Annotated in this window: 18 protein-coding genes; 13 read left to right on the top strand and 5 right to left on the bottom strand. The window is 43.7% G+C overall.

Annotation, left to right across the window (positions count from 1 at the left end; translation table 11 throughout):
* Positions 1 to 95: 95 nt before the first annotated feature.
* Positions 96 to 743, bottom strand: a complete 648-nt coding sequence (locus tag A8C56_RS17425; protein ID WP_067758865.1) for a murein L,D-transpeptidase catalytic domain-containing protein — start codon at positions 741 to 743, stop codon at positions 96 to 98.
* Positions 744 to 1299: 556 nt separating this feature from the next.
* Positions 1300 to 2499, bottom strand: coding sequence for a bifunctional 3,4-dihydroxy-2-butanone-4-phosphate synthase/GTP cyclohydrolase II (locus tag A8C56_RS17420; RefSeq protein ID WP_067758862.1), 1200 nt, complete (start codon positions 2497 to 2499; stop codon positions 1300 to 1302).
* Positions 2500 to 2756: 257 nt separating this feature from the next.
* On the opposite strand from A8C56_RS17420, the gene A8C56_RS17415 reads away from it, so the two are divergent.
* Both A8C56_RS17415 and A8C56_RS17410 read left to right on the top strand, forming a co-directional pair.
* A complete protein-coding gene (locus A8C56_RS17415) occupies positions 2757 to 6113 on the top strand; it encodes a TonB-dependent receptor (protein ID WP_084490260.1) in 3357 nt (1118 codons plus the stop codon).
* Positions 6114 to 6204: 91 nt separating this feature from the next.
* Entirely contained in the window at positions 6205 to 6618 is a 414-nt protein-coding gene (locus A8C56_RS17410; protein WP_067758856.1) for a hypothetical protein, read from the top strand.
* Positions 6619 to 6631: 13 nt separating this feature from the next.
* Here A8C56_RS17410 and A8C56_RS17405 read toward each other — a convergent pair whose 3' ends face one another.
* On the bottom strand, positions 6632 to 7045 hold the full coding sequence (locus tag A8C56_RS17405) for a helix-turn-helix domain-containing protein (protein WP_067758853.1): 414 nt from the start codon (positions 7043 to 7045) through the stop codon (positions 6632 to 6634).
* Positions 7046 to 7077: 32 nt separating this feature from the next.
* A complete protein-coding gene (locus A8C56_RS17400; protein ID WP_067758850.1) occupies positions 7078 to 7482 on the bottom strand; it encodes a helix-turn-helix domain-containing protein in 405 nt (134 codons plus the stop codon).
* Positions 7483 to 8007: 525 nt separating this feature from the next.
* On the opposite strand from A8C56_RS17400, the gene A8C56_RS17395 reads away from it, so the two are divergent.
* The 6 genes from A8C56_RS17395 to A8C56_RS17370 all read left to right on the top strand — a co-directional run bounded on the left by A8C56_RS17395 (position 8008) and on the right by A8C56_RS17370 (position 10519).
* Positions 8008 to 8250, top strand: coding sequence for a SymE family type I addiction module toxin (locus tag A8C56_RS17395; protein ID WP_067758848.1), 243 nt, complete (start codon positions 8008 to 8010; stop codon positions 8248 to 8250).
* A gap of 4 nt (positions 8251 to 8254) precedes the next feature.
* Positions 8255 to 8488 (top strand): hypothetical protein, encoded by a 234-nt coding sequence (locus tag A8C56_RS17390; protein WP_067758845.1) that lies wholly within the window; start codon positions 8255 to 8257, stop codon positions 8486 to 8488.
* 80 nt (positions 8489 to 8568) lie between these two features.
* Positions 8569 to 9057, top strand: a complete 489-nt coding sequence (locus tag A8C56_RS17385; RefSeq protein ID WP_067758842.1) for a hypothetical protein — start codon at positions 8569 to 8571, stop codon at positions 9055 to 9057.
* A gap of 142 nt (positions 9058 to 9199) precedes the next feature.
* On the top strand, positions 9200 to 9547 hold the full coding sequence (locus A8C56_RS17380; protein ID WP_067758839.1) for a hypothetical protein: 348 nt from the start codon (positions 9200 to 9202) through the stop codon (positions 9545 to 9547).
* Entirely contained in the window at positions 9531 to 10040 is a 510-nt protein-coding gene (parS, locus tag A8C56_RS17375) for a type II RES/Xre toxin-antitoxin system antitoxin (RefSeq protein ID WP_067758836.1), read from the top strand. The genes A8C56_RS17380 and parS overlap by 17 nt, the downstream gene beginning before the upstream one ends.
* A 20-nt stretch (positions 10041 to 10060) precedes the next feature.
* Positions 10061 to 10519: an RES family NAD+ phosphorylase gene (locus A8C56_RS17370; RefSeq protein ID WP_067758833.1), complete on the top strand. Its 459-nt coding sequence runs from the start codon at positions 10061 to 10063 to the stop codon at positions 10517 to 10519.
* A 12-nt stretch (positions 10520 to 10531) separates the two neighbouring features.
* On the opposite strand, the gene A8C56_RS17365 is transcribed toward A8C56_RS17370, so the two are convergent.
* On the bottom strand, positions 10532 to 11398 hold the full coding sequence (locus A8C56_RS17365) for a DUF4846 domain-containing protein (protein ID WP_084490258.1): 867 nt from the start codon (positions 11396 to 11398) through the stop codon (positions 10532 to 10534).
* Positions 11399 to 11603: 205 nt separating this feature from the next.
* Here A8C56_RS17365 and rnhA point away from each other — a divergent pair, with 205 nt between their 5' ends.
* The 5 genes from rnhA (at position 11604) to A8C56_RS17340 (ending at position 17594) form a co-directional block, all read left to right on the top strand.
* Positions 11604 to 12065, top strand: a complete 462-nt coding sequence (rnhA, locus tag A8C56_RS17360) for a ribonuclease HI (RefSeq protein WP_067758831.1) — start codon at positions 11604 to 11606, stop codon at positions 12063 to 12065.
* Between the two features lie 167 nt (positions 12066 to 12232).
* On the top strand, positions 12233 to 14365 hold the full coding sequence (gene mrdA, locus A8C56_RS17355; RefSeq protein WP_067758829.1) for a penicillin-binding protein 2: 2133 nt from the start codon (positions 12233 to 12235) through the stop codon (positions 14363 to 14365).
* Positions 14362 to 15705 (top strand): rod shape-determining protein RodA, encoded by a 1344-nt coding sequence (gene rodA / locus A8C56_RS17350; protein WP_067758826.1) that lies wholly within the window; start codon positions 14362 to 14364, stop codon positions 15703 to 15705. Before mrdA ends, rodA begins: the two co-directional genes overlap by 4 nt.
* Positions 15706 to 15998: 293 nt before the next feature.
* Positions 15999 to 16484 (top strand): RNA polymerase sigma factor, encoded by a 486-nt coding sequence (locus tag A8C56_RS17345; protein WP_067758823.1) that lies wholly within the window; start codon positions 15999 to 16001, stop codon positions 16482 to 16484.
* A gap of 93 nt (positions 16485 to 16577) precedes the next feature.
* Positions 16578 to 17594, top strand: a complete 1017-nt coding sequence (locus tag A8C56_RS17340; protein WP_067758821.1) for an anti-sigma factor family protein — start codon at positions 16578 to 16580, stop codon at positions 17592 to 17594.
* Positions 17595 to 17597: the final 3 nt, after the last annotated feature.

The following is a 17597-nucleotide window of genomic DNA, read 5'->3' as shown; positions in this document are numbered from 1 at the left end:
TGAATAGTTAATAGTGAAAAGTGAATAGTTTTCTGCCACATCGGGCCGACTGTAGCAGAATAAATCCGGGATTGATTCAGAAAGCTGCAGCTTCTTTACCTTGACTCATAAACAGAAAGCAGGATCGGCACTTTTGAATGATCGATAATTTTTTGGAGTTTTTGCAAAAAACCTTTGCTTACCATAGGGCAGCCATCACTTTGGCAGATCTCGTAGTCTACTTCTGTTTCGGGCACACACTCATAAGCGTGAAGCACTACATGACGTTCCAGTGCTTTGTTATTGGTACTGTCCAGCCCATACAAAGTATAGGCAAGCCCGAACCGGCCGTAATAGGGTTTGCCAATTTTATATTTTCCAAGCGAAGTGCACATACTGCCGGGTTCATTGCTGTATTTTCTTCCTTCCAGCCATTTTTCACCACAGCGGCCGTGGGCAACCAGGCCGGCATCAATAATGCTGCCTTTTTTAAGATCGTAAACGAAGAAACGTTTTTTTGAAGAAGGGATCTTCATATTTACCATAAAAACTGTGGTATTATTATAATGATTCTTTGTAATCATTTTTTTTACAACCATAAGTTGGGCGGCAGCCGGTTTATAGGTGGCCTCAGTGCCAGAAGAGCGAACATTGACGGGTACAACAACGTGTACCGGTGTTGTTGATGCTGACAGAACGGATCTATAATTATAAAAACCACAGGTAAGCAGCAGAAGGGCAAGGGTGGTAATACCTTTATTCATACAGAAAAGCCGTTTACTATCAGATGCAAACGGCTGCTGAATCCATAATATAACAGGTGGTTTTATCGCCGGAAGCGATAAAATACGGCTTCAAGACTGCAAGTCCGAAGAGTGTAAGCCTGTTTATAGCGGATTGTCGTTCTGGAATGTCACCCTGAATTTATTTTAGGGTCTACATTGATAATCAGTCGCAATTTTAGATGCTGAAATAATCCCGAATCTATCCTATCGTGTGGACAGATTTCTAAATAGTTCTGATGTTAAGGGGCGTTTGGCTTTCTGTTTCGTCAGCAGCATTTCCTCCGGTCATTGGTTGTACCCTCTCAACTGTATTTTAATATTGCGGCGCTACGCGCCCTTTGAAGGCTAATGTTGTTTGCTATGAATGTCTGGCTGCTCCGCAGCTATACTTTTCCCAGGCACATCTTAAAGACACAGCGTACCAGTACTCTTTATCGATTCACCGCTAATCATCACAGTGCCTCAGCGCTGCGTGATATTTATTGCCACCGTTTCAGGAATGTGACACTAACAACTGAGTACTCAATACTGTCCGCTAAAACTCATGGCCCAGTTTTTCCTTTTTGGTGCGTAAATATTTTTCGTTGTGTTCATTGGGTTTAATGATGATGGGAACGCTTTCCACTATTTCCAGTCCGTATCCGTTAAGTCCCACCCGTTTTCTTGGATTGTTACTCATCAGGCGCAGCTTGGTCACATTCAGGTGGCGCAGGATCTGGGCACCCACGCCGTAATCGCGTTCATCCATTTTAAAGCCCAGGTGCAGGTTGGCTTCCACAGTGTCCATCCCGTTTTCCTGTAATTTGTAGGCTTTTAATTTGTTCATCAGGCCAATACCACGCCCTTCCTGGTTCATATAAAGAATAATACCTTTCCCTTCCTGTTCCACCATTTGCATGGCTTTGTGCAGCTGATCGCCGCAATCGCAACGCAGGGATCCTAAAATGTCTCCGGTAAAGCAGGATGAATGAACCCTTGTAAGTACTGCTTCGTCTTTTTCCCATTCTCCTTTTATAAGGGCCAGGTGCTCATTATTGCTGTTCTTATCTTTAAAAGCCACCAGCGTGAAATCGCCATACTTGGTAGGCATATTTACACGTACAATTTCTTCAATCAATGAATCACGTTTCAGGCGGTATTCGATCAGGTCTTTTATGGAAATAAGCTTCAGACCAAACTGTTCTTTCACTTTTATCAGATCCGGCAGGCGGGCCATAGTACCATCGTCATTCATAATTTCTACCAGAACGGCGCCATAGGGGTAAGGAAACCCTGCAAGGCGGGCCAGGTCTGTGGCTGCTTCTGTATGGCCCACGCGGCGCAGTACGCCTCCTTTTTTGGAACGGAGCGGGAAAATATGCCCGGGGCGGCCCAGGTCGGAAGGGTTGGTAAACGGATTATTTAACGCTTCAATAGTTTTAGCGCGGTCTGAAGCCGAAATGCCGGTACCGCAACCATTTCCCAGCAGGTCCACGGAAATGGTAAACGCCGTTTCGTGCAATGCCGTGTTATTAGTAACCATGGGGGGCAGGTTCAGCTCATCGCAACGCTCTTCAGGGAGTGGTGCGCAGATCAGCCCGCGACCGTTTTTGGCCATAAAATTTACAGTTTGCGGAGTAATGGTTGCTGCAGCAGTTATAAAATCGCCTTCATTCTCACGGTCTTCATCATCTACAACAATAACCAGCTGGCCATTTTTAATGGCTTCAATGGCACTTTCTATAGTATCAAACATATTATTTTTGAATATTTATGTAAAGATAACAAATGTGCGCCCCTTCTGGTTCATCATCCTATAATACTTAGTTACCGGTTGATTACTAACGGTTCATAATGTAACCTCAGCATAGTTCGCCGGTAGTGATATTTTTTTTGGCCTTGATCCTGATCAACAAAAGAAATGTTAAAAGGATGGTTACAATTTGTTAACATTGAAGGGGTAAATGTTAAAATTTATTGCTTTTCTTTGCGGCAATTATCAAAACACATTTTATGTTTAGGAAAATTCATCTTCTGTTAATTTTCGCCCTCTCTTCAACAGTTTTTTTGAATGCACAGGTAACAACGAGTAGCGTTACCGGTAAGGTAACGGATGCTTCCGGTAGCGGATTGGTTGGTGCTACGGTTACACTTACGCATACGCCGTCAGGAACTGTTTACAATACAGTAACACAGTCTGGTGGAAATTTTACCATATCCGGTATGAGAACCGGTGGCCCTTATTCCGCTAAAATTACTTATACAGGAAAAACTCCTTACACTCAGGATGATATTACATTAAACCTGGGTGAAGCATTTGCAATTAATGCACAGCTACAGGATGAAAATGGAACATTGCAGGAGGTTACGGTTTCTGCTTCAGGAAAATCGGCGATTATCAGCCCTTTAAGAAATGGTCCGTCTGCGATAGTTAATGCAAGACAAATTCAATCATTACCAAGTATTAATAATAGTGTTCAGGATTTTGTCCGTTTCATGCCGCAGGTAAAAGTGGGAAATGGAGGAACAGATGGAAACTCTACAGGTATGTCTTTTGGCGGTCAGAGCAACCGCTACAACCAGTTTACGATTGATGGCGCTAACGCCAGTGACGTTTTTGGTTTAGGTTCTACGGGTACCAATGGCGGCCAGGCAAATGTAAACCCGGTTTCTATGCAAGCCATCCAGGAATTGCAAGTGGTAATGGCGCCGTATGACGTAACACAGGGTGGTTTTACCGGTGGTGGTATTAATGCTGTTACCAAAAGTGGTACAAATAATTTTCATGGCTCCGCATACTTTCAGGGGCAAAACCAGGGTTTTGTAGGCAAAAGCGCTAAGTACAATGATGATATTACCAGCAAGAACTATGGCGATTTTACCAATCGCACGATGGGAGTGAATCTGGGTGGCCCGATTATCAAAAACAAGCTGTTTTTCTTTGTAAACGTTGAATCCTATAAAAAATCAACTCCGCTGGCATTTGATCCAACGCAGGCTGGCTCCGGTTCTAAAGTTAATGCAGATACATTAGAATACATCCGTCAGCAAATAATCAACAAATATGGATTTGATCCGGGATCTTATGGAGCAATTAATAATACGAACCAATCAACTTCAGTTTTTGCACGCGTTGACTGGAACATCAATGATAAAAACAAGCTGATGTTGCGTTTTAATCATGTAGACGGTTCAAATACTATTCTTAGCCGGGGACCCAGTACTGCAATTTTTTCTAATTCCGGTTACGGTTTTTCAGATAAAAACAATTCTTTTGTTGCTGAGCTGAACTCTAATTTTTCTTCGCGCTCATCCAATATGCTACGTTTAACTTATACCAGTGTGAGAGATTCGCGCACCACTGCACAGTTTCCGAATGTGGCTATTTATAACTATAATCCGGAATCCGGATCTACTGTTCTATATAATATAGGTTCAGAGTACAGTTCTGCGGTGAATGGATTAGATCAGGATGTATTTACTTTAACAGATAACTTTAATTTATACAGGGGAAATCATACGCTGACTTTTGGAACTGCTAATACCTTTTACAAAAGTTCAAACCTGTTTTTACAAGGGTATTTCGGAGCATACACGTATGGTGCCTCCGGCACAACCGGATCAAGCAATATTAATAATTTCCTGAATAATACAGGTCTTACTACTTATCAGATTGGATTTTCCACCAGCTCAGACCCGGCAGATAAGGCGCCTGCAGATCTGAAGGCTGCCCAGTTCAGCGTTTATGGCCAGGATATGTGGAAGATCAACCCCCAGTTCAGGCTTACGTATGGCTTAAGAATTGATATGCCTGTGTTCTTTAACAAACCGGCTGCCAATCCTGATTTTGCTGCTGCATTCCCGGGCTATACTACTAACCAGATGCCCAAAAGCACACCGCTGTTTTCTCCCCGTGTAGGATTTAACTATGATGTAAATGGTGATGGACAAACGCAGCTGCGTGGCGGGGTAGGTATCTTTACCGGTAACGTACCTTTTGTATGGATCTCTAACCAGATCTCCACAACAGGGATCTCCAGCCAGAATATTACCTATAATTCAGCGGCGCTTGCAAATAATCCTAATATCAAGTTCAATTATGATCCCAATGATCCCCATATGGGTGCTTTTGTTCCCGCTCCTTCAGCGGCAAAGGGAAGCGTTATCAATGTAATTGATAAAGATTTTAAATTTCCACAGGTGCTTAGGGCAAACCTGGGGTTGGATCAGCGTTTGCCTTTCTGGGGCCTGATTGGAACAGCAGAGGCTGTATTTACCAAAACCCTGCACAATGCTTTGTATACCAATATAAACCTTGCAGACGGCGGTACGGGCACAGTAACTATAGGACCTACTACCCGGCCTTATTGGGGCAGTTATGCAAATGCAGACTATGGTAACGTGCTATATTTAACAAATACCAATAAGGGGTATGGTTATACCTTTACCGCACAGGTTCAAAAGCCTTACTCAAGAGGTTGGTCCGGTTCTATAGCTTACAGCTATGGTAATGCAAAGTCATTAAATGATTTGCCCTCTTCAGTGGCACAATCAAACTGGCGCGGGCCCTTTGTGATCAACGGGTTAAACAATCCTGATCTATCTGTGTCTAATTTCAGTATGGGTTCCCGTATTGTTGGGTTTGTGTCTAAAGAGTTCCGTTATGCCCATGATAAAGTTTCCACAACCGTAACACTTACGTATACAGGCCAAAGCGGCCAGCGCTTATCTTATCTGTATGGAAACAATATTCTGGGAGATTATACTGTGGGCAGCACCAGCGGATCAGACGCCTTAATTTATGTGCCCGCCAATGAAGCAGAAGCAAATTTTGTAGATATCTATCAGAAAAATTCTACTACTAACCAATGGGTTTTAGTGACCTCTGCTTCTGATCAATGGAAGAACTTTCAGAATTTAGTAAATAACACTCCATACCTGAAAGATCGTCAGGGAAAAAATACTGAAAGAAATGGTGATCGTATGCCCTGGGAAAATCATTTTGATTTAAGAATAGCTCAGTCCTTTACTTTTCCTCATGGTATCCGTCTGGAGCTGTTTGCCAGCATGCTGAACGTGGGTAATTTCTTAAATAACAAATGGGGCTGGTCATATGGTACGGGAAGTTATCCTGATGGATTCTATCCAACGAGTGCAAGTATCGTGAATGTGGTTACCTCGGCCAGCAGTAGCAACCCTCCCACAACAAAAAATGGAGTAGCAGTTACTGCACCTCCTACAGCAAACAATCCTTATTTCCAGTTTAACCAGAATAACTTAACCAATATTAAAGGAACTTACAGACCATATTATGTAAATGACTTTACTTCCCGCTGGAATGCGGTAGCTGGTGTTAAGTTATCCTTCTAATAATAGAACCGTATATAATTCAAAAACCGGCTTCGGCCGGTTTTTTTGTTGCGATTGGCGCCATTTATACGTTTATTCTTATAAACTTCTTATGAAACCAATCATTCTGTTTTTATTGCTTGTTGCAGGTGCAGGAGCCCTTATTGCATCCTGCAGTAAAGAAAAATTATTTAAAAAAGACATTTACGGCAAATGGGAGCTGCGGTGGGTTAGTGGGTTTAAAATTCCATATACAGAACATGCACCTGGCAATGGCACCTCTATTGAGCTAACCAAGGCCGGAATAATAAACAGGTATGAAAAAGGTAAAATTATACACACCACTTCTTTTTCTGTGCACAATAAAAAAATTGAATGTAATGGGTATGACCGGGATACTTACTGGGAGCTGGTCTATGATAATATTGAAGATGAAATTGAAGTGCGTAATGACACACTCATTTTATCAACACCACCCTGCACACAGGATGGCGGTACCTCTACCTATGTGCGTATTTATGATTAAATAACAGGTAACGTTATTTTGCCTGAATTAATTTTTCCAGCCTTGCCATCATTTCATCCTTTTCCTTCATCATACGCTCATACAAAGCAATCTTTTCTTCGTGCAGCTGAATGATTTTATCAATAGGGTGAACATGCATTGTACCATAGTTAAATGAATTACTAAAGGCGTTTTCACCAAATGTATTTGCAATAATATTCACAGCTTGCTCTTCATCAAAATTTTCAATAGCCGCCGCAGGTATTTTTAAAGCAGCAGCTACCTGTTGCAGCAGGGATGGGTCAATAGTTTCCTTTTGTTCCAGCAGGGATATTTTTTGCTGGTTCCAGTCATCGCCCAGGTCAGCCGCCAGTGCATCCTGCTTAATGCCCAGCATTTCGCGGAAGCGTTTTATGTTTCGGCCTTCATGTATTTTGTGTGTTGGCATAGCGCTATTATTTTGTTATTGCAAATGTAAAATTATTTTGCCTGGATCAATTTTTCCAGCCTTGCCATCATTTCATCCTTTTCCTTCATCATACGCTCATACAAGGCAATCTTTTCTTCATGCAGCTGAATGATTTTATCAATAGGATTTATTGTGGGATTATTATAAACTACAGCAGCATTGTCATTAAAAGTACTGGATATAACAGTGATTGCCTGTTCCTCATCAAAATTTTCAATAGCCGCCGCAGGTATTTTTAAAGCAGCAGCCACCTGTTGCAGCAGGGATGGGTCAATGGTTTCCTTTTGTTCCAGCAGGGATATTTTTTGCTGGTTCCAGTCATCTCCTAAATCAGCTGCCAGCGCATCCTGCTTAATACCCAGCATTTCGCGGAAGCGTTTTATGTTTCGGCCTTCATGTATTTTGTGTGTTGGCATAGCGCTATTGTTTTGTTATTGCAAATGTAGGCTATTAGCGGAATATGATGCCACCACCCGGAGGCAAGGCGTAAATTTTAAAAATAAAAAACAGGTGAAAACAGGTCGCCCGTAAAACGGGCTTTGCGGCCCGGGTTCTGTAAATGTTACCCATATGTAGCCCCGGCGGGGCATACAAACCGTCCAGGGTTCAACACAGGCGCTATTTTAAAAAAGAACAACATGGGTTCATAGAGGTACAAACAGCATTTTACGGGTTTCTACCTGCTATCAGGTTCATAAATGCTGCCTGCATATAGCCCCGGCGGGGCTTATATAGGTAGACGAATAAATGACCAATTAGAGTAAGCCGCGTAGCGGCGGCATATTCTTCATTCAAAAAAAATTTATACCCTGGTTTGTAAATACAACCGGAAAAATATTGCGCTTCTTTGTAAAATACACAGATTCTCTTGTATCCTACACATACATCATGTAGGTTACAGTACAGGCGCAGTGTTGCTTTGTATTTTAAATGATATAATAATGGCTGCCAATAAAACATCCGATAGTAAAATACGCCGGTTAAAAGTATCATACAATATACAGGACAGGGGTACGGGTATTTATAGTGCCCGCCACTATACAGTGGTTTTTCCTCAAATACGCCTTTTGGGAAAGTGGTTGCAGGACTGCGGTTTTACACCCGGCGCTTATGTTACTGTACTTACGGCGCCTAATAAATTAACTATTGAAGTAATAACTGATAACGGCACTTTAAAATCTTAAACATATGAATGCTAAAAAACACCTAAGGCTAAAAACATGGCTGGAAAAATACCCGGCTTCTTGCGTAAACGCGCACCTGCGCCAGCTACTGTCTAACTATATAGACAACAGGCCGGGGGATGTGGTGCAGGCCGAACTGGTGATGGACGTTATAGCGGTAACAGAATTGCTGGAACTGCTGGAAATACTTGTTCTAAAAAGGCACAAAAAAAGAAGCAAACCTGTTAATATAGGTTAATAAACAAACATATATATATGTTATAATTATTCGTATATTCGGTTAAGAAAGTCCTTTTTTAACCTTTAAAAACAATCGTTATGCCTATTACAAACCTCATCAGCCAGCACCTGCCTGCCGAAAACCTCAAAGCCGCCCAGGATGCCGTTGATCAGTTAGAAACCGCCATTAGCAGCCTTGCAGTAAATCTTACACCAAATGACCGCAGAAAGTATGGCAGTATTAATGAGCAAAACAAACTTTTTGTAAACAAAGTAGCTGATTATGCCAGTGCCCAGCCTGCCCTCCGGTCGGCCGAAGTGGATTGGGAAGAGTTTACCAAAGACCATCAAAGCCGTATTGAACTGGAAACGATGATTGCAAAATTGAACAATGTGGTTAACCGGTTAAACGATGCCAAAACTTTGTATGACTATGACAATTACCAGGCGGCACTTACAGATTATGCTTACACCAGCTACAAAGCCGGCTCTTCTGCACCGGGCTTTGAGGTAAAGCTTAATGAACTGAAGCAATTTTTTGCAAAACCCCGCAATGGTGCGGAACCTCCGGTACCGGCAGCCAGCTAAAAGGATATGCACTTGTAACGTTTTGCGGGGTGGCAAGCCCCGCAATTTTTTGCGCTTAACTGTGCAAAATAACCTGTTCCTACGTTTGCAACCACTAAATACAGGTTGCAGGCGGGTGCATACCCGTATAACAATAGTCTGTATGTTTTTACAACAGGTACAGATCGGTTCTATTACCTTTATGGAGAGGTTGGGAACCTATATTTTGCCGTGCAGAACCGCTTTTTATGGGTTTGTAACCCCCTTTATAAGGGTGTTATACTTCTTAATATACATAACATACTGCACCGTATTATTAAAATACAGGTACAAAGTAATGGATAACCGGTACAAACCGGTTTCACACTCCTGCGGAGGGGTCTGGAACCCAGTATCTGGCATATTTAACCCCTTTGCTGCTGTTTGCAGGGAAGGTGGAAAAATAAATTTAATAAACCGGACAAATAACCGTAAATTTGGGACAAATAACCAAAATGGAAAAGAAACATAAAAAGTACAAACCCGCCAAATTCCCTGAAAATATAGTAGAAGAACCTGCTGTGGCCTACAACACAGCATTTGACCGCCTGCACAGCCCGCTTACGCTTATGGGGCTTGCACATGAAGGTATGCAAAGCAGTACGGATTTTATTACCCACATCCGTGCAGGTATACCCAAAAAAGCACTGGATCATCTTGCCCATATAATAGGTTTTTCTGATAGTGAACTGGCCGGTATCCTGCATACTTCTGACCGTACCTTACGCCGGTATACCCCTGCGCAAAAATTAAATGCGGAGCAGTCTGAACGGGTTATAGAACTGGCCCGGCTGTACACAAGAGGCGCCGAAGTTTTTGATAACCTGGAGCAATTTAAAACCTGGATGGCCACACCTGTAGATGCATTGGGTGCCAAGCCTCCCAAAGAATTTTTAGATACTTCTATAGGCATTGGGTTGCTGATGGATGAGCTGGGCCGTATTGAGCATGGTATTTTTGCGTAAGCGTTTATACTAAGAAACACATGAAAGTATACCGCATCAGTAAATGCAATTATATTGATGACCTTAGCGGCACGGGTGCTGCACTTTACCCGGGCCGGTGGCATAATAAAGGCACTTATATTTTATACACCGCCATGTCGCCCTCTTTGGCCTTACTGGAAAGCCTGGCGCATATTACCACGGTTATTAAGTTAGACCTTTGCATGGTCTGCCTGGAGGTGCCGGAAAACAGTATACAGGAGCTTGCGGCAGAACGGCTGCCGAAGGGGTGGGCTGCCAATCCTCCCCCGGATCCGTTAAAAATAATAGGCGACCGGTTTGTAAAGGAAGAAGCATTCCTTGCTCTTAAAGTACCCTCGGTAGTAATGCCGGAAGAGCATAATTACCTGTTGAACCCGGCACATCCGGAGTTTGAACGTGTACGTGTGCTCTATACAAGGCGTATACCCGTAGATGAACGCCTTGTAAGAAAAAGCTGAGGCGCCGCCTGATCATCCTGCTTGCTTCCAGCCATATAACTGGTTCCTGTAAAAAGTCCATTCCGGTGTGCGGATAACGGAATCCCTGTTTAAAATATACCAGGGATTTAATTGCAGTTTTGCCGGATTATTCAGAATGTGAATATTTTGCGCAGGCATATAGCTTTGTGCCAGCATATAAATTTTTTCACCGTTGTCATTAGTAGCCATGTCCATAACAATTACGGCATGCCCGGGCGCTCCTGGTTTTAAGAATACGTCGCCCGGTTGTATGGCCGCTAATGGTTTTGGCTGCAGAGAGGCCGGTAAGGTGGCGGTACCACAATAAGCAAAAACAACATTCAGGTAATTGAGCAGGATTTCATGTGTATTATTGGCCGGTTTGGCAGCAGCGCCTATCGCTACCAGCTTATTGCCGTGCAGCCTGTACCTGGTGCCGTTTAACCATGCTGTATAAGAAAGCCAGGTACCATCACCGGCATTGAATTTTATGGCATCATATTTTTTTGCTGCAAATAAGTATTCCGCCCTTAACCGCATTACCGCATCGGCACATTGCTGTAAATCTTTATTGCCTACACTTATATCCAAAACGGCGTATTGGGCCAGCTGATTTGCCTTTGGTACTCCGTTATATAAATAAACTGTTTTGTCTTTTTTCAACTGCAGATTGCTCAAATAGGCAGCAAAGCTTTTACCGGTTTGCGGATAACGCCGATAACCAGCAGGCAAAGGTATGCCGGTTACAGTGGCAGATGGGCCCGGTGCTTCTGTATTTGCAGAAGCTAATGGCTGTAATACCTGTTTTTGGGAGGAAGACTCACAGGCTGTACAAACGGCTATACCGTAAGCAAACAGCAGTAAAAAGTTTTTTTTCATATGCGTGTTTTTTATTTATACCAGGGGTAAGAAAAGGTTAGTCCAAGGCATAATACATTTCAAAGGTTTTGTCATAATGGATATTTTAGGGTGCAGACAACAGCTACCGTGTCCCAAACCCGGAAGGAGCTGTGGTGTATCAGCATTATTGTAAGACTGTGAAGTTGAAAAAATCCATAATGGTTTTACGGTTATCTTTGTTTATATGCAAACCAATGGTATTACCATTTATACAGACGGAGCATCAAGGGGTAATCCCGGCCCTGGAGGGTATGGTGTTTTACTGATGTATGGGAAACATGTAAAAGAATTATCGGGCGGGTTTAAAAAAACCACCAATAACCGTATGGAGCTGATGGCAGTGATCGAAGGCCTGAAAGCACTAAAAACCACTGATCTCCCGGTTACTATTTATTCAGATAGTCAATATGTGGTCAATGCTGTTACAAAGGGCTGGCTGAATAACTGGGTGCGCACCGATTTTAAGGGGGGTAAAAAAAATAAAGACCTTTGGATGCAGTATTACCAGCTTGCCAAAAAATTCCAGATCCGTTTTATCTGGGTTAGGGGCCATGCGGATAACCCTTATAACAACCGTTGCGATGAACTGGCCACGGCTGCTGCGGATGGAAAAATGTTGGCAGCGGATAACGGATTTGAAGGATAAAATTATTGTACACTAGTCTTTTGATTATAGCAGGTATCGTATTGCAGCGTTCGTATTGCGGATATTTTTTATAGTTTTATTAAATAAAGTATAGTTGCCCTTTGTGCCACTTTAAACTTTTATATTATTTTTGGTTTTTCTTAAACAGGTTCCCTTAGCGTTTTTATATGTCGGTATTTAATAAGTCCAGGAGTTATGTAATACGGATCATTTTTTTAGCGGTATTTATCATTATTGTTGCACAGTTAGCCAACCTGCAGCTGGTGAGTAATAAATACCTGGAGCTGGCAAAGAACAATGCCATCTTCCAGAAAATTGTGTACCCGGAAAGAGGAATTATTTATGACCGGAAGGGCAGGGCTATATTAAATAATACCATTATGTTTGACCTGATGGTGACGCCTGCCGAAGTGAAAAGAAATTTTGACACTACTGCTTTCTGTAATTTGTTAGGTATAGATACCGCGGAATTCAGAAGCCGCATTGTTAATGCCATAATAAAAAATTCAAGAGTACGCCCTTCTATATTCCACTCTCTTTTGACGCCTGAAATGCAGGCCCGTTTTGAAGAGAACAGCTGGCGTTTTCCGGGTTTTGTGCTGCAGCAGCGCCCCATACGTACCTATCCGTATAATGTAGGTGCCCATTTCCTGGGCTATATCAGCGAGGTGGATGCAAAAGACATAGAACGCTCCGGTAATTTTTATAAAATGGGGGATTATGTGGGTAAGAACGGTCTTGAATACAGCTATGAAAAAGTACTGATGGGGCAGCGGGGTGTGCAATACATGATAAAGGATAACAAAAACCGGCTGGTGGGGCATTATGAGAACGGGGAATTTGATACGACTGCGGTAGCCGGCAGAGGGCTGAAAACCTTCCTGGACGTGGATCTTCAGGTGCTGGCCGAGAAGCTGCTGACCAATAAAGTGGGCTCTGTGGTAGCTATTGATCCCAAAACGGGTGGTATCCTTGCTATGGCGTCCGGCCCGGTTTTTAACCCTAATGATCTAACAGGGCCTGATAAAAATGCCAACTATGCAAAAATGGTACTGAATGTAAGGGCGCCCCTATTGAACCGGGGCATTAAAGGAATGTATCCCCCGGGGTCAACGTTTAAACCATTAGGAGGGCTGGTTGGGCTGGATGAAGGCGTTATTACACCCGCATCGGGCTATCCCTGCCGGGGAGGTTATTATGCCTGCGGAAGAAGGGTGGGCTGCCTGGAAACCTGGGCCGGCCATGCAGCCAACCTGCGCCTGGCAATAGCACATTCCTGCAACTCCTTTTTTGTAAATACCTACCGGTTAACGGTTGATAATCCCAGCATCGGCAATGTGAAAAAAGGATTTGAAAAATGGCAGCAATATATGAACAAGCTGGGCCTGGGTGTGCGCCTGGGGGTTGACCTGCCCAGCGAGGATAAAGGCAATATCCCCACCGTAGCCGTTTATGACAAAGAATACAGGGGCTCCTGGAACTCCTGTACCAACCTTACCCTGGGCATAGGCCAGGATAAAATGCTGGTAACCCCTCTTCAGTTAGCAAATGCTGCCTGTATCATAGCCAATAAAGGCTCTTATTATACACCGCATTTTGTGGACAGCATTGAGGGCGAAACGGCAGCAGATGCAAAGATCCTTGCAAAGTACAGGACAAAGCACGAGGTGCTGACACATATTTCTGACACCGCATACAATGCCATTATTGACGGGATGCATGATGTGGTAACACAGGGAACGGCAAGGGTGGCTATGATTCCCGGCATTAATGTTTGTGCCAAAACCGGTACTGCTGAAAACTATACGGTGCTTGATGGAAGGCGCATAAAGCTGAAGGATAACTCCATGTTTGTTTGTTTTGCACCAAAAGAAAACCCTAAAATAGCCATAGCTGTTGCCGTGGAAAATGCAGGCTTTGGCGCTACCTGGGCGGGCCCTATAGCGCGGATATTGATGGAAAAATACCTGCTGGATAGCCTGACCAATAAAAGCAAGGCAGATCTTGACCGCATTTCAAAAACTGACCTGATGCCCTCTTATTTTGTACGGCTGCAATATAAGACCGATTCTATAAGGGCAGAGCAATGGGCAAAGATCCGTAAAGACAGTACCCGGCTGCGTAAATATTTAAAAGGTAAAGTTACCCGGCCGGCTGAGCCTAAAAGAGATTCTGTTGTAAACAGGAACAATAAGAAAGAAGATAATAAAGCAAAGCAACCGGCCAGGCTTACCGTTTTCTTAACAGAAGAGAAAAAGCACCACAGGAAGCCGGTTGCAGCAACAGATGAGCAAATATGAGTCAGAAAAAAGCAGAAATATCAAAGGGGGTAGATTATGTGCTGGTTATTGTATACCTGCTGCTGGTGTCAATAGGGCTGATGGCCATTTTTGGAGTTACTTATACAGATGGCGACCCGGTTTTGCAAAGCTTTATCGGTTTTAAGACGGATTACAGCAAGCAGTTCTATTTTGCGCTGGTATCGCTTATCCTGGGGCTTTTTATTCTTTTAACAGATAGTAAGTTCTTTCCTGCCACGGCCAATTTATGGTATGCCGGTGGTATTTTATTACTGCTACTGGTGTTCCCTTTTCACTCCTCTGTAAAAGGAACGGAATCCATCATCCGCATCGGGGGATTCCAGTTTCAGCCCGCCGAGTTCTGTAAGATAAGCGTGGCGCTGGCCCTGGCAAAATACCTTTCTGATCCTGAAATGGATTTTTCTAGGACCCGTTCCCAATTTATAGCCACAGGCATAGTGCTGCTTCCGGCAGCGCTTACGATTATGCAAAATGAAACAGGGCTGGCCCTGGTATTTTTTGCATTTTTCCTTGTAATGTTCCGGGAAGGGCTGCCGCCGGTGATCCTTGTCATTGGGTTTGCCGCTGCCGCGTTGGTGGTTGCCACCTTATTACTGGATAAAAATGTGCTGGCGCTGATTCTTACTGCCATTGCAGGGCTGGTTGTTTTATTTAGCTGGCGGCAGGTAAGACGGAACAAGTCTTTACTGGTAAAAATAATACTCATTTGGGCGGTATGTGTGGGCATTCAGCGTTTTGGAGTTCCGTTTGCCTTTACTCATGTTCTGGAAAAACACCAGGTAGAACGTATTTTCAGCACCATTGGCAGGGAGATCCCGCAGGAATACCTGAAAGGGAATATGGGAGCAATGGATGCTAAAACCGGCAAACAAAGCAATACTGCCGATTATAATGTAAAACAATCAAAGATCGCCATAGGCAGCGGCGGGCTTACCGGTAAAGGATTGCTGAGCGGTACACAAACGCGTTATGGTTTTGTGCCCGAGCAAAGAACGGATTTCATTTTTGATACTATAGGTGAGGGATTTGGTTTTGTGGGCAGCGTTACCCTGCTGGGGCTGTACCTGCTTTTGCTGTTCAGAATTGTTACGGTTGCCGAGCGGCAGCGGAGCACCTTTAGTCGCTGCTATGCTTATGGAGTAGCTTCTGTTTTCTTTTTTCATATGGCAGTAAATGTAGCTATGACAATCGGGCTGGCGCCTGTAATCGGTATCCCGTTACCCTTCATCAGCTATGGAGGAACCTCTCTCTTAACCTTTACGATACTGCTGTTTATCCTGATACGGCTTGATGCTGATAGGCAGATGGTGCTGCGGTAGGGGAAAGCCTATAGTTCATGGTCAATAGTCCATAGTTCATGGCTGATAGTTCATGGTTCTTTCAGAATGCTCAATACTGACCACTGACCACTGATAGCTGACCACTCAATCCTCTCACATATGACAACCAACTACTTATATAAGCTCCGGGCCCGGTTTAAATACAAGAAGAAGAAACATCTCCGGGTATTTGTAAAAAAAATCCAGACCGACGTAACATTTTTTCCTTTCAGCCGAAATACTAATAAGACCGGTTCAAAAAGACAAATAACTACAACCCTGCTACAGGATCTATGACGGAAAAGGAATATAATGAGTGTGTAAATCAATATGCGGACAATGTATACCGGTTTATTTTAAAGAACCTGAAACATGCTGCTAATGCGGAAGATGTGGTACAGTCCGCCTTCCAGGCGCTATGGGAGCAGCGGGCCGAAGTACAGGCAGCAACTGCAAAGTCGCTCCTGTTTACGATCGCCTATCGCAAAATGATCGATCATATCCGCAGGCATAAAAGAGTGGTTTATGAAGAATCAATGACGTCCTATGAAAAAGGAGCGGAACAAAGGGTGCCTCATTTGAAAGAAGTGCTGAACCAGGCACTGGAGCGGCTGGATGAAACAAAAAGATCTTTGGTGCTGCTGAAAGATTATGAAGGGTATAGCTACGGGGAAATAGGCACCATTACCGGGCTTTCCGCCAGCCAGGTAAAAGTGTACCTGCACAGGGCGCGCCTGCAGCTGAAAGAATACCTGGTAAAAATTGAAAATATTATTTAATGATGAAACGGGCTTTAGATAATGAGCTTCGTTTTAAACAATTATTAAAACACGACCGGCCTGGTGACAAGGGCGGAACTAAAAAAAATACAAATGAAAGGAATAATTGACCATACCAACTATGAAGATTATTTTCTTTTATATGTTGATGATGAACTGAACGCGGAAGAGCGGGCTGCTGTAGACCTGTTTGTAGCCCGGCACCCGGATCTGAAATCCATACTGGAAAGCCTGCTGCAAACAAAGCTGCCGGCTGATGATGCGGTAGAATTCCCCGATAAATCGAAATTGTTCTTTGATAAACCCGCGGTACCGGATGAAGCTATTTTGCTGTTCCTGGATAAAGAACCGCTGGATAACGAAGTGCGGGAACAATTGCAAAACCCCTCGCCGGAATTAAAGCAGAGAATAGAGCTGTTCCGGAAAACCATTGCAGTGCCGGATACATCCGTTGCTTTTCCCAAAAGAGAACAATTATACAAACATACCAAAGTGGTATCTCTTAAGAACTGGAAGATGGTTGCCGTTGCTGCTATGCTGATCCTGGCAGTCGGCTACGGAATATTTCAGGAGCAACAAAAACAACCGCATATCAGGGACCTGGCACAAGGTAACCTGGAAATACCGGTAACATCTGCAGGAGATACCGAAGGGGTGATAAAAGCAGATACCATTGATGATGCACCTGCAAAACCGGCATCAGGTGTGCAGGAACAGCAGCAGGCACCTGAGGAGGGTATGACTGCAAAAACCGTTCGGAAAAACAGCACGGTAACTAAAGAAAAGGAGCAGCCCCGCGTCTTACAGAATACAGTAGTTTCGGAAAAACCAGCCGGTCCGCGCAAACCGGCAGTTGTTCCTGAACCCGAAGCCGCACCGGTTGCTGCGCAGCAACCGGTATCAACAGCAAAAGCCGTAGAGCCCCGGCCTCAAATTGTGCCGCAGCCTGCTGCTATTGCCAAAGCCGCTGTTGCTGATGAAAACCCCGCAAAAGAAAAGAAATCTTTTTTTAAAAAACTAACAAAACGCATTGAAGAAAAAGTGTCTGCAACCTTTGATAACGGAGATGGCCAGGTAACCGTAGCCGGATTTGCGTTCAATGTAAAATAACAA

This window comes from Niabella ginsenosidivorans, assembly GCF_001654455.1.
Taxonomy (GTDB): Bacteria; Bacteroidota; Bacteroidia; order Chitinophagales; family Chitinophagaceae; genus Niabella; species Niabella ginsenosidivorans.
Note: the sequence above shows the minus strand (reverse complement) of the source record. Positions and strands in the feature narration are given on the sequence as shown.

Excerpts from the sequence above, each read along its gene's own strand:
- A8C56_RS17385 (WP_067758842.1), top strand. The coding sequence starts at position 8,569 with ATGCCTATTACAAACCTCATCAGCCAGCACCTGCCTGCCGAAAACCTC.
- A8C56_RS17410 (WP_067758856.1), top strand. The coding sequence starts at position 6,205 with ATGAAACCAATCATTCTGTTTTTATTGCTTGTTGCAGGTGCAGGAGCC.
- A8C56_RS17420 (WP_067758862.1), bottom strand. The coding sequence starts at position 2,499 with ATGTTTGATACTATAGAAAGTGCCATTGAAGCCATTAAAAATGGCCAG.
- A8C56_RS17415 (WP_084490260.1), top strand. The coding sequence starts at position 2,757 with ATGTTTAGGAAAATTCATCTTCTGTTAATTTTCGCCCTCTCTTCAACA.
- A8C56_RS17390 (WP_067758845.1), top strand. The coding sequence starts at position 8,255 with ATGAATGCTAAAAAACACCTAAGGCTAAAAACATGGCTGGAAAAATAC.
- A8C56_RS17345 (WP_067758823.1), top strand. The coding sequence starts at position 15,999 with ATGACGGAAAAGGAATATAATGAGTGTGTAAATCAATATGCGGACAAT.
- A8C56_RS17380 (WP_067758839.1), top strand. The coding sequence starts at position 9,200 with ATGTTTTTACAACAGGTACAGATCGGTTCTATTACCTTTATGGAGAGG.
- A8C56_RS17405 (WP_067758853.1), bottom strand. The coding sequence starts at position 7,045 with ATGCCAACACACAAAATACATGAAGGCCGAAACATAAAACGCTTCCGC.
- A8C56_RS17425 (WP_067758865.1), bottom strand. The coding sequence starts at position 743 with ATGAATAAAGGTATTACCACCCTTGCCCTTCTGCTGCTTACCTGTGGT.
- rnhA (WP_067758831.1), top strand. The coding sequence starts at position 11,604 with ATGCAAACCAATGGTATTACCATTTATACAGACGGAGCATCAAGGGGT.
- rodA (WP_067758826.1), top strand. The coding sequence starts at position 14,362 with ATGAGTCAGAAAAAAGCAGAAATATCAAAGGGGGTAGATTATGTGCTG.
- A8C56_RS17340 (WP_067758821.1), top strand. The coding sequence starts at position 16,578 with ATGAAAGGAATAATTGACCATACCAACTATGAAGATTATTTTCTTTTA.
- parS (WP_067758836.1), top strand. The coding sequence starts at position 9,531 with ATGGAAAAGAAACATAAAAAGTACAAACCCGCCAAATTCCCTGAAAAT.
- A8C56_RS17370 (WP_067758833.1), top strand. The coding sequence starts at position 10,061 with ATGAAAGTATACCGCATCAGTAAATGCAATTATATTGATGACCTTAGC.
- A8C56_RS17365 (WP_084490258.1), bottom strand. The coding sequence starts at position 11,398 with ATGAAAAAAAACTTTTTACTGCTGTTTGCTTACGGTATAGCCGTTTGT.
- mrdA (WP_067758829.1), top strand. The coding sequence starts at position 12,233 with ATGTCGGTATTTAATAAGTCCAGGAGTTATGTAATACGGATCATTTTT.
- A8C56_RS17395 (WP_067758848.1), top strand. The coding sequence starts at position 8,008 with ATGGCTGCCAATAAAACATCCGATAGTAAAATACGCCGGTTAAAAGTA.
- A8C56_RS17400 (WP_067758850.1), bottom strand. The coding sequence starts at position 7,482 with ATGCCAACACACAAAATACATGAAGGCCGAAACATAAAACGCTTCCGC.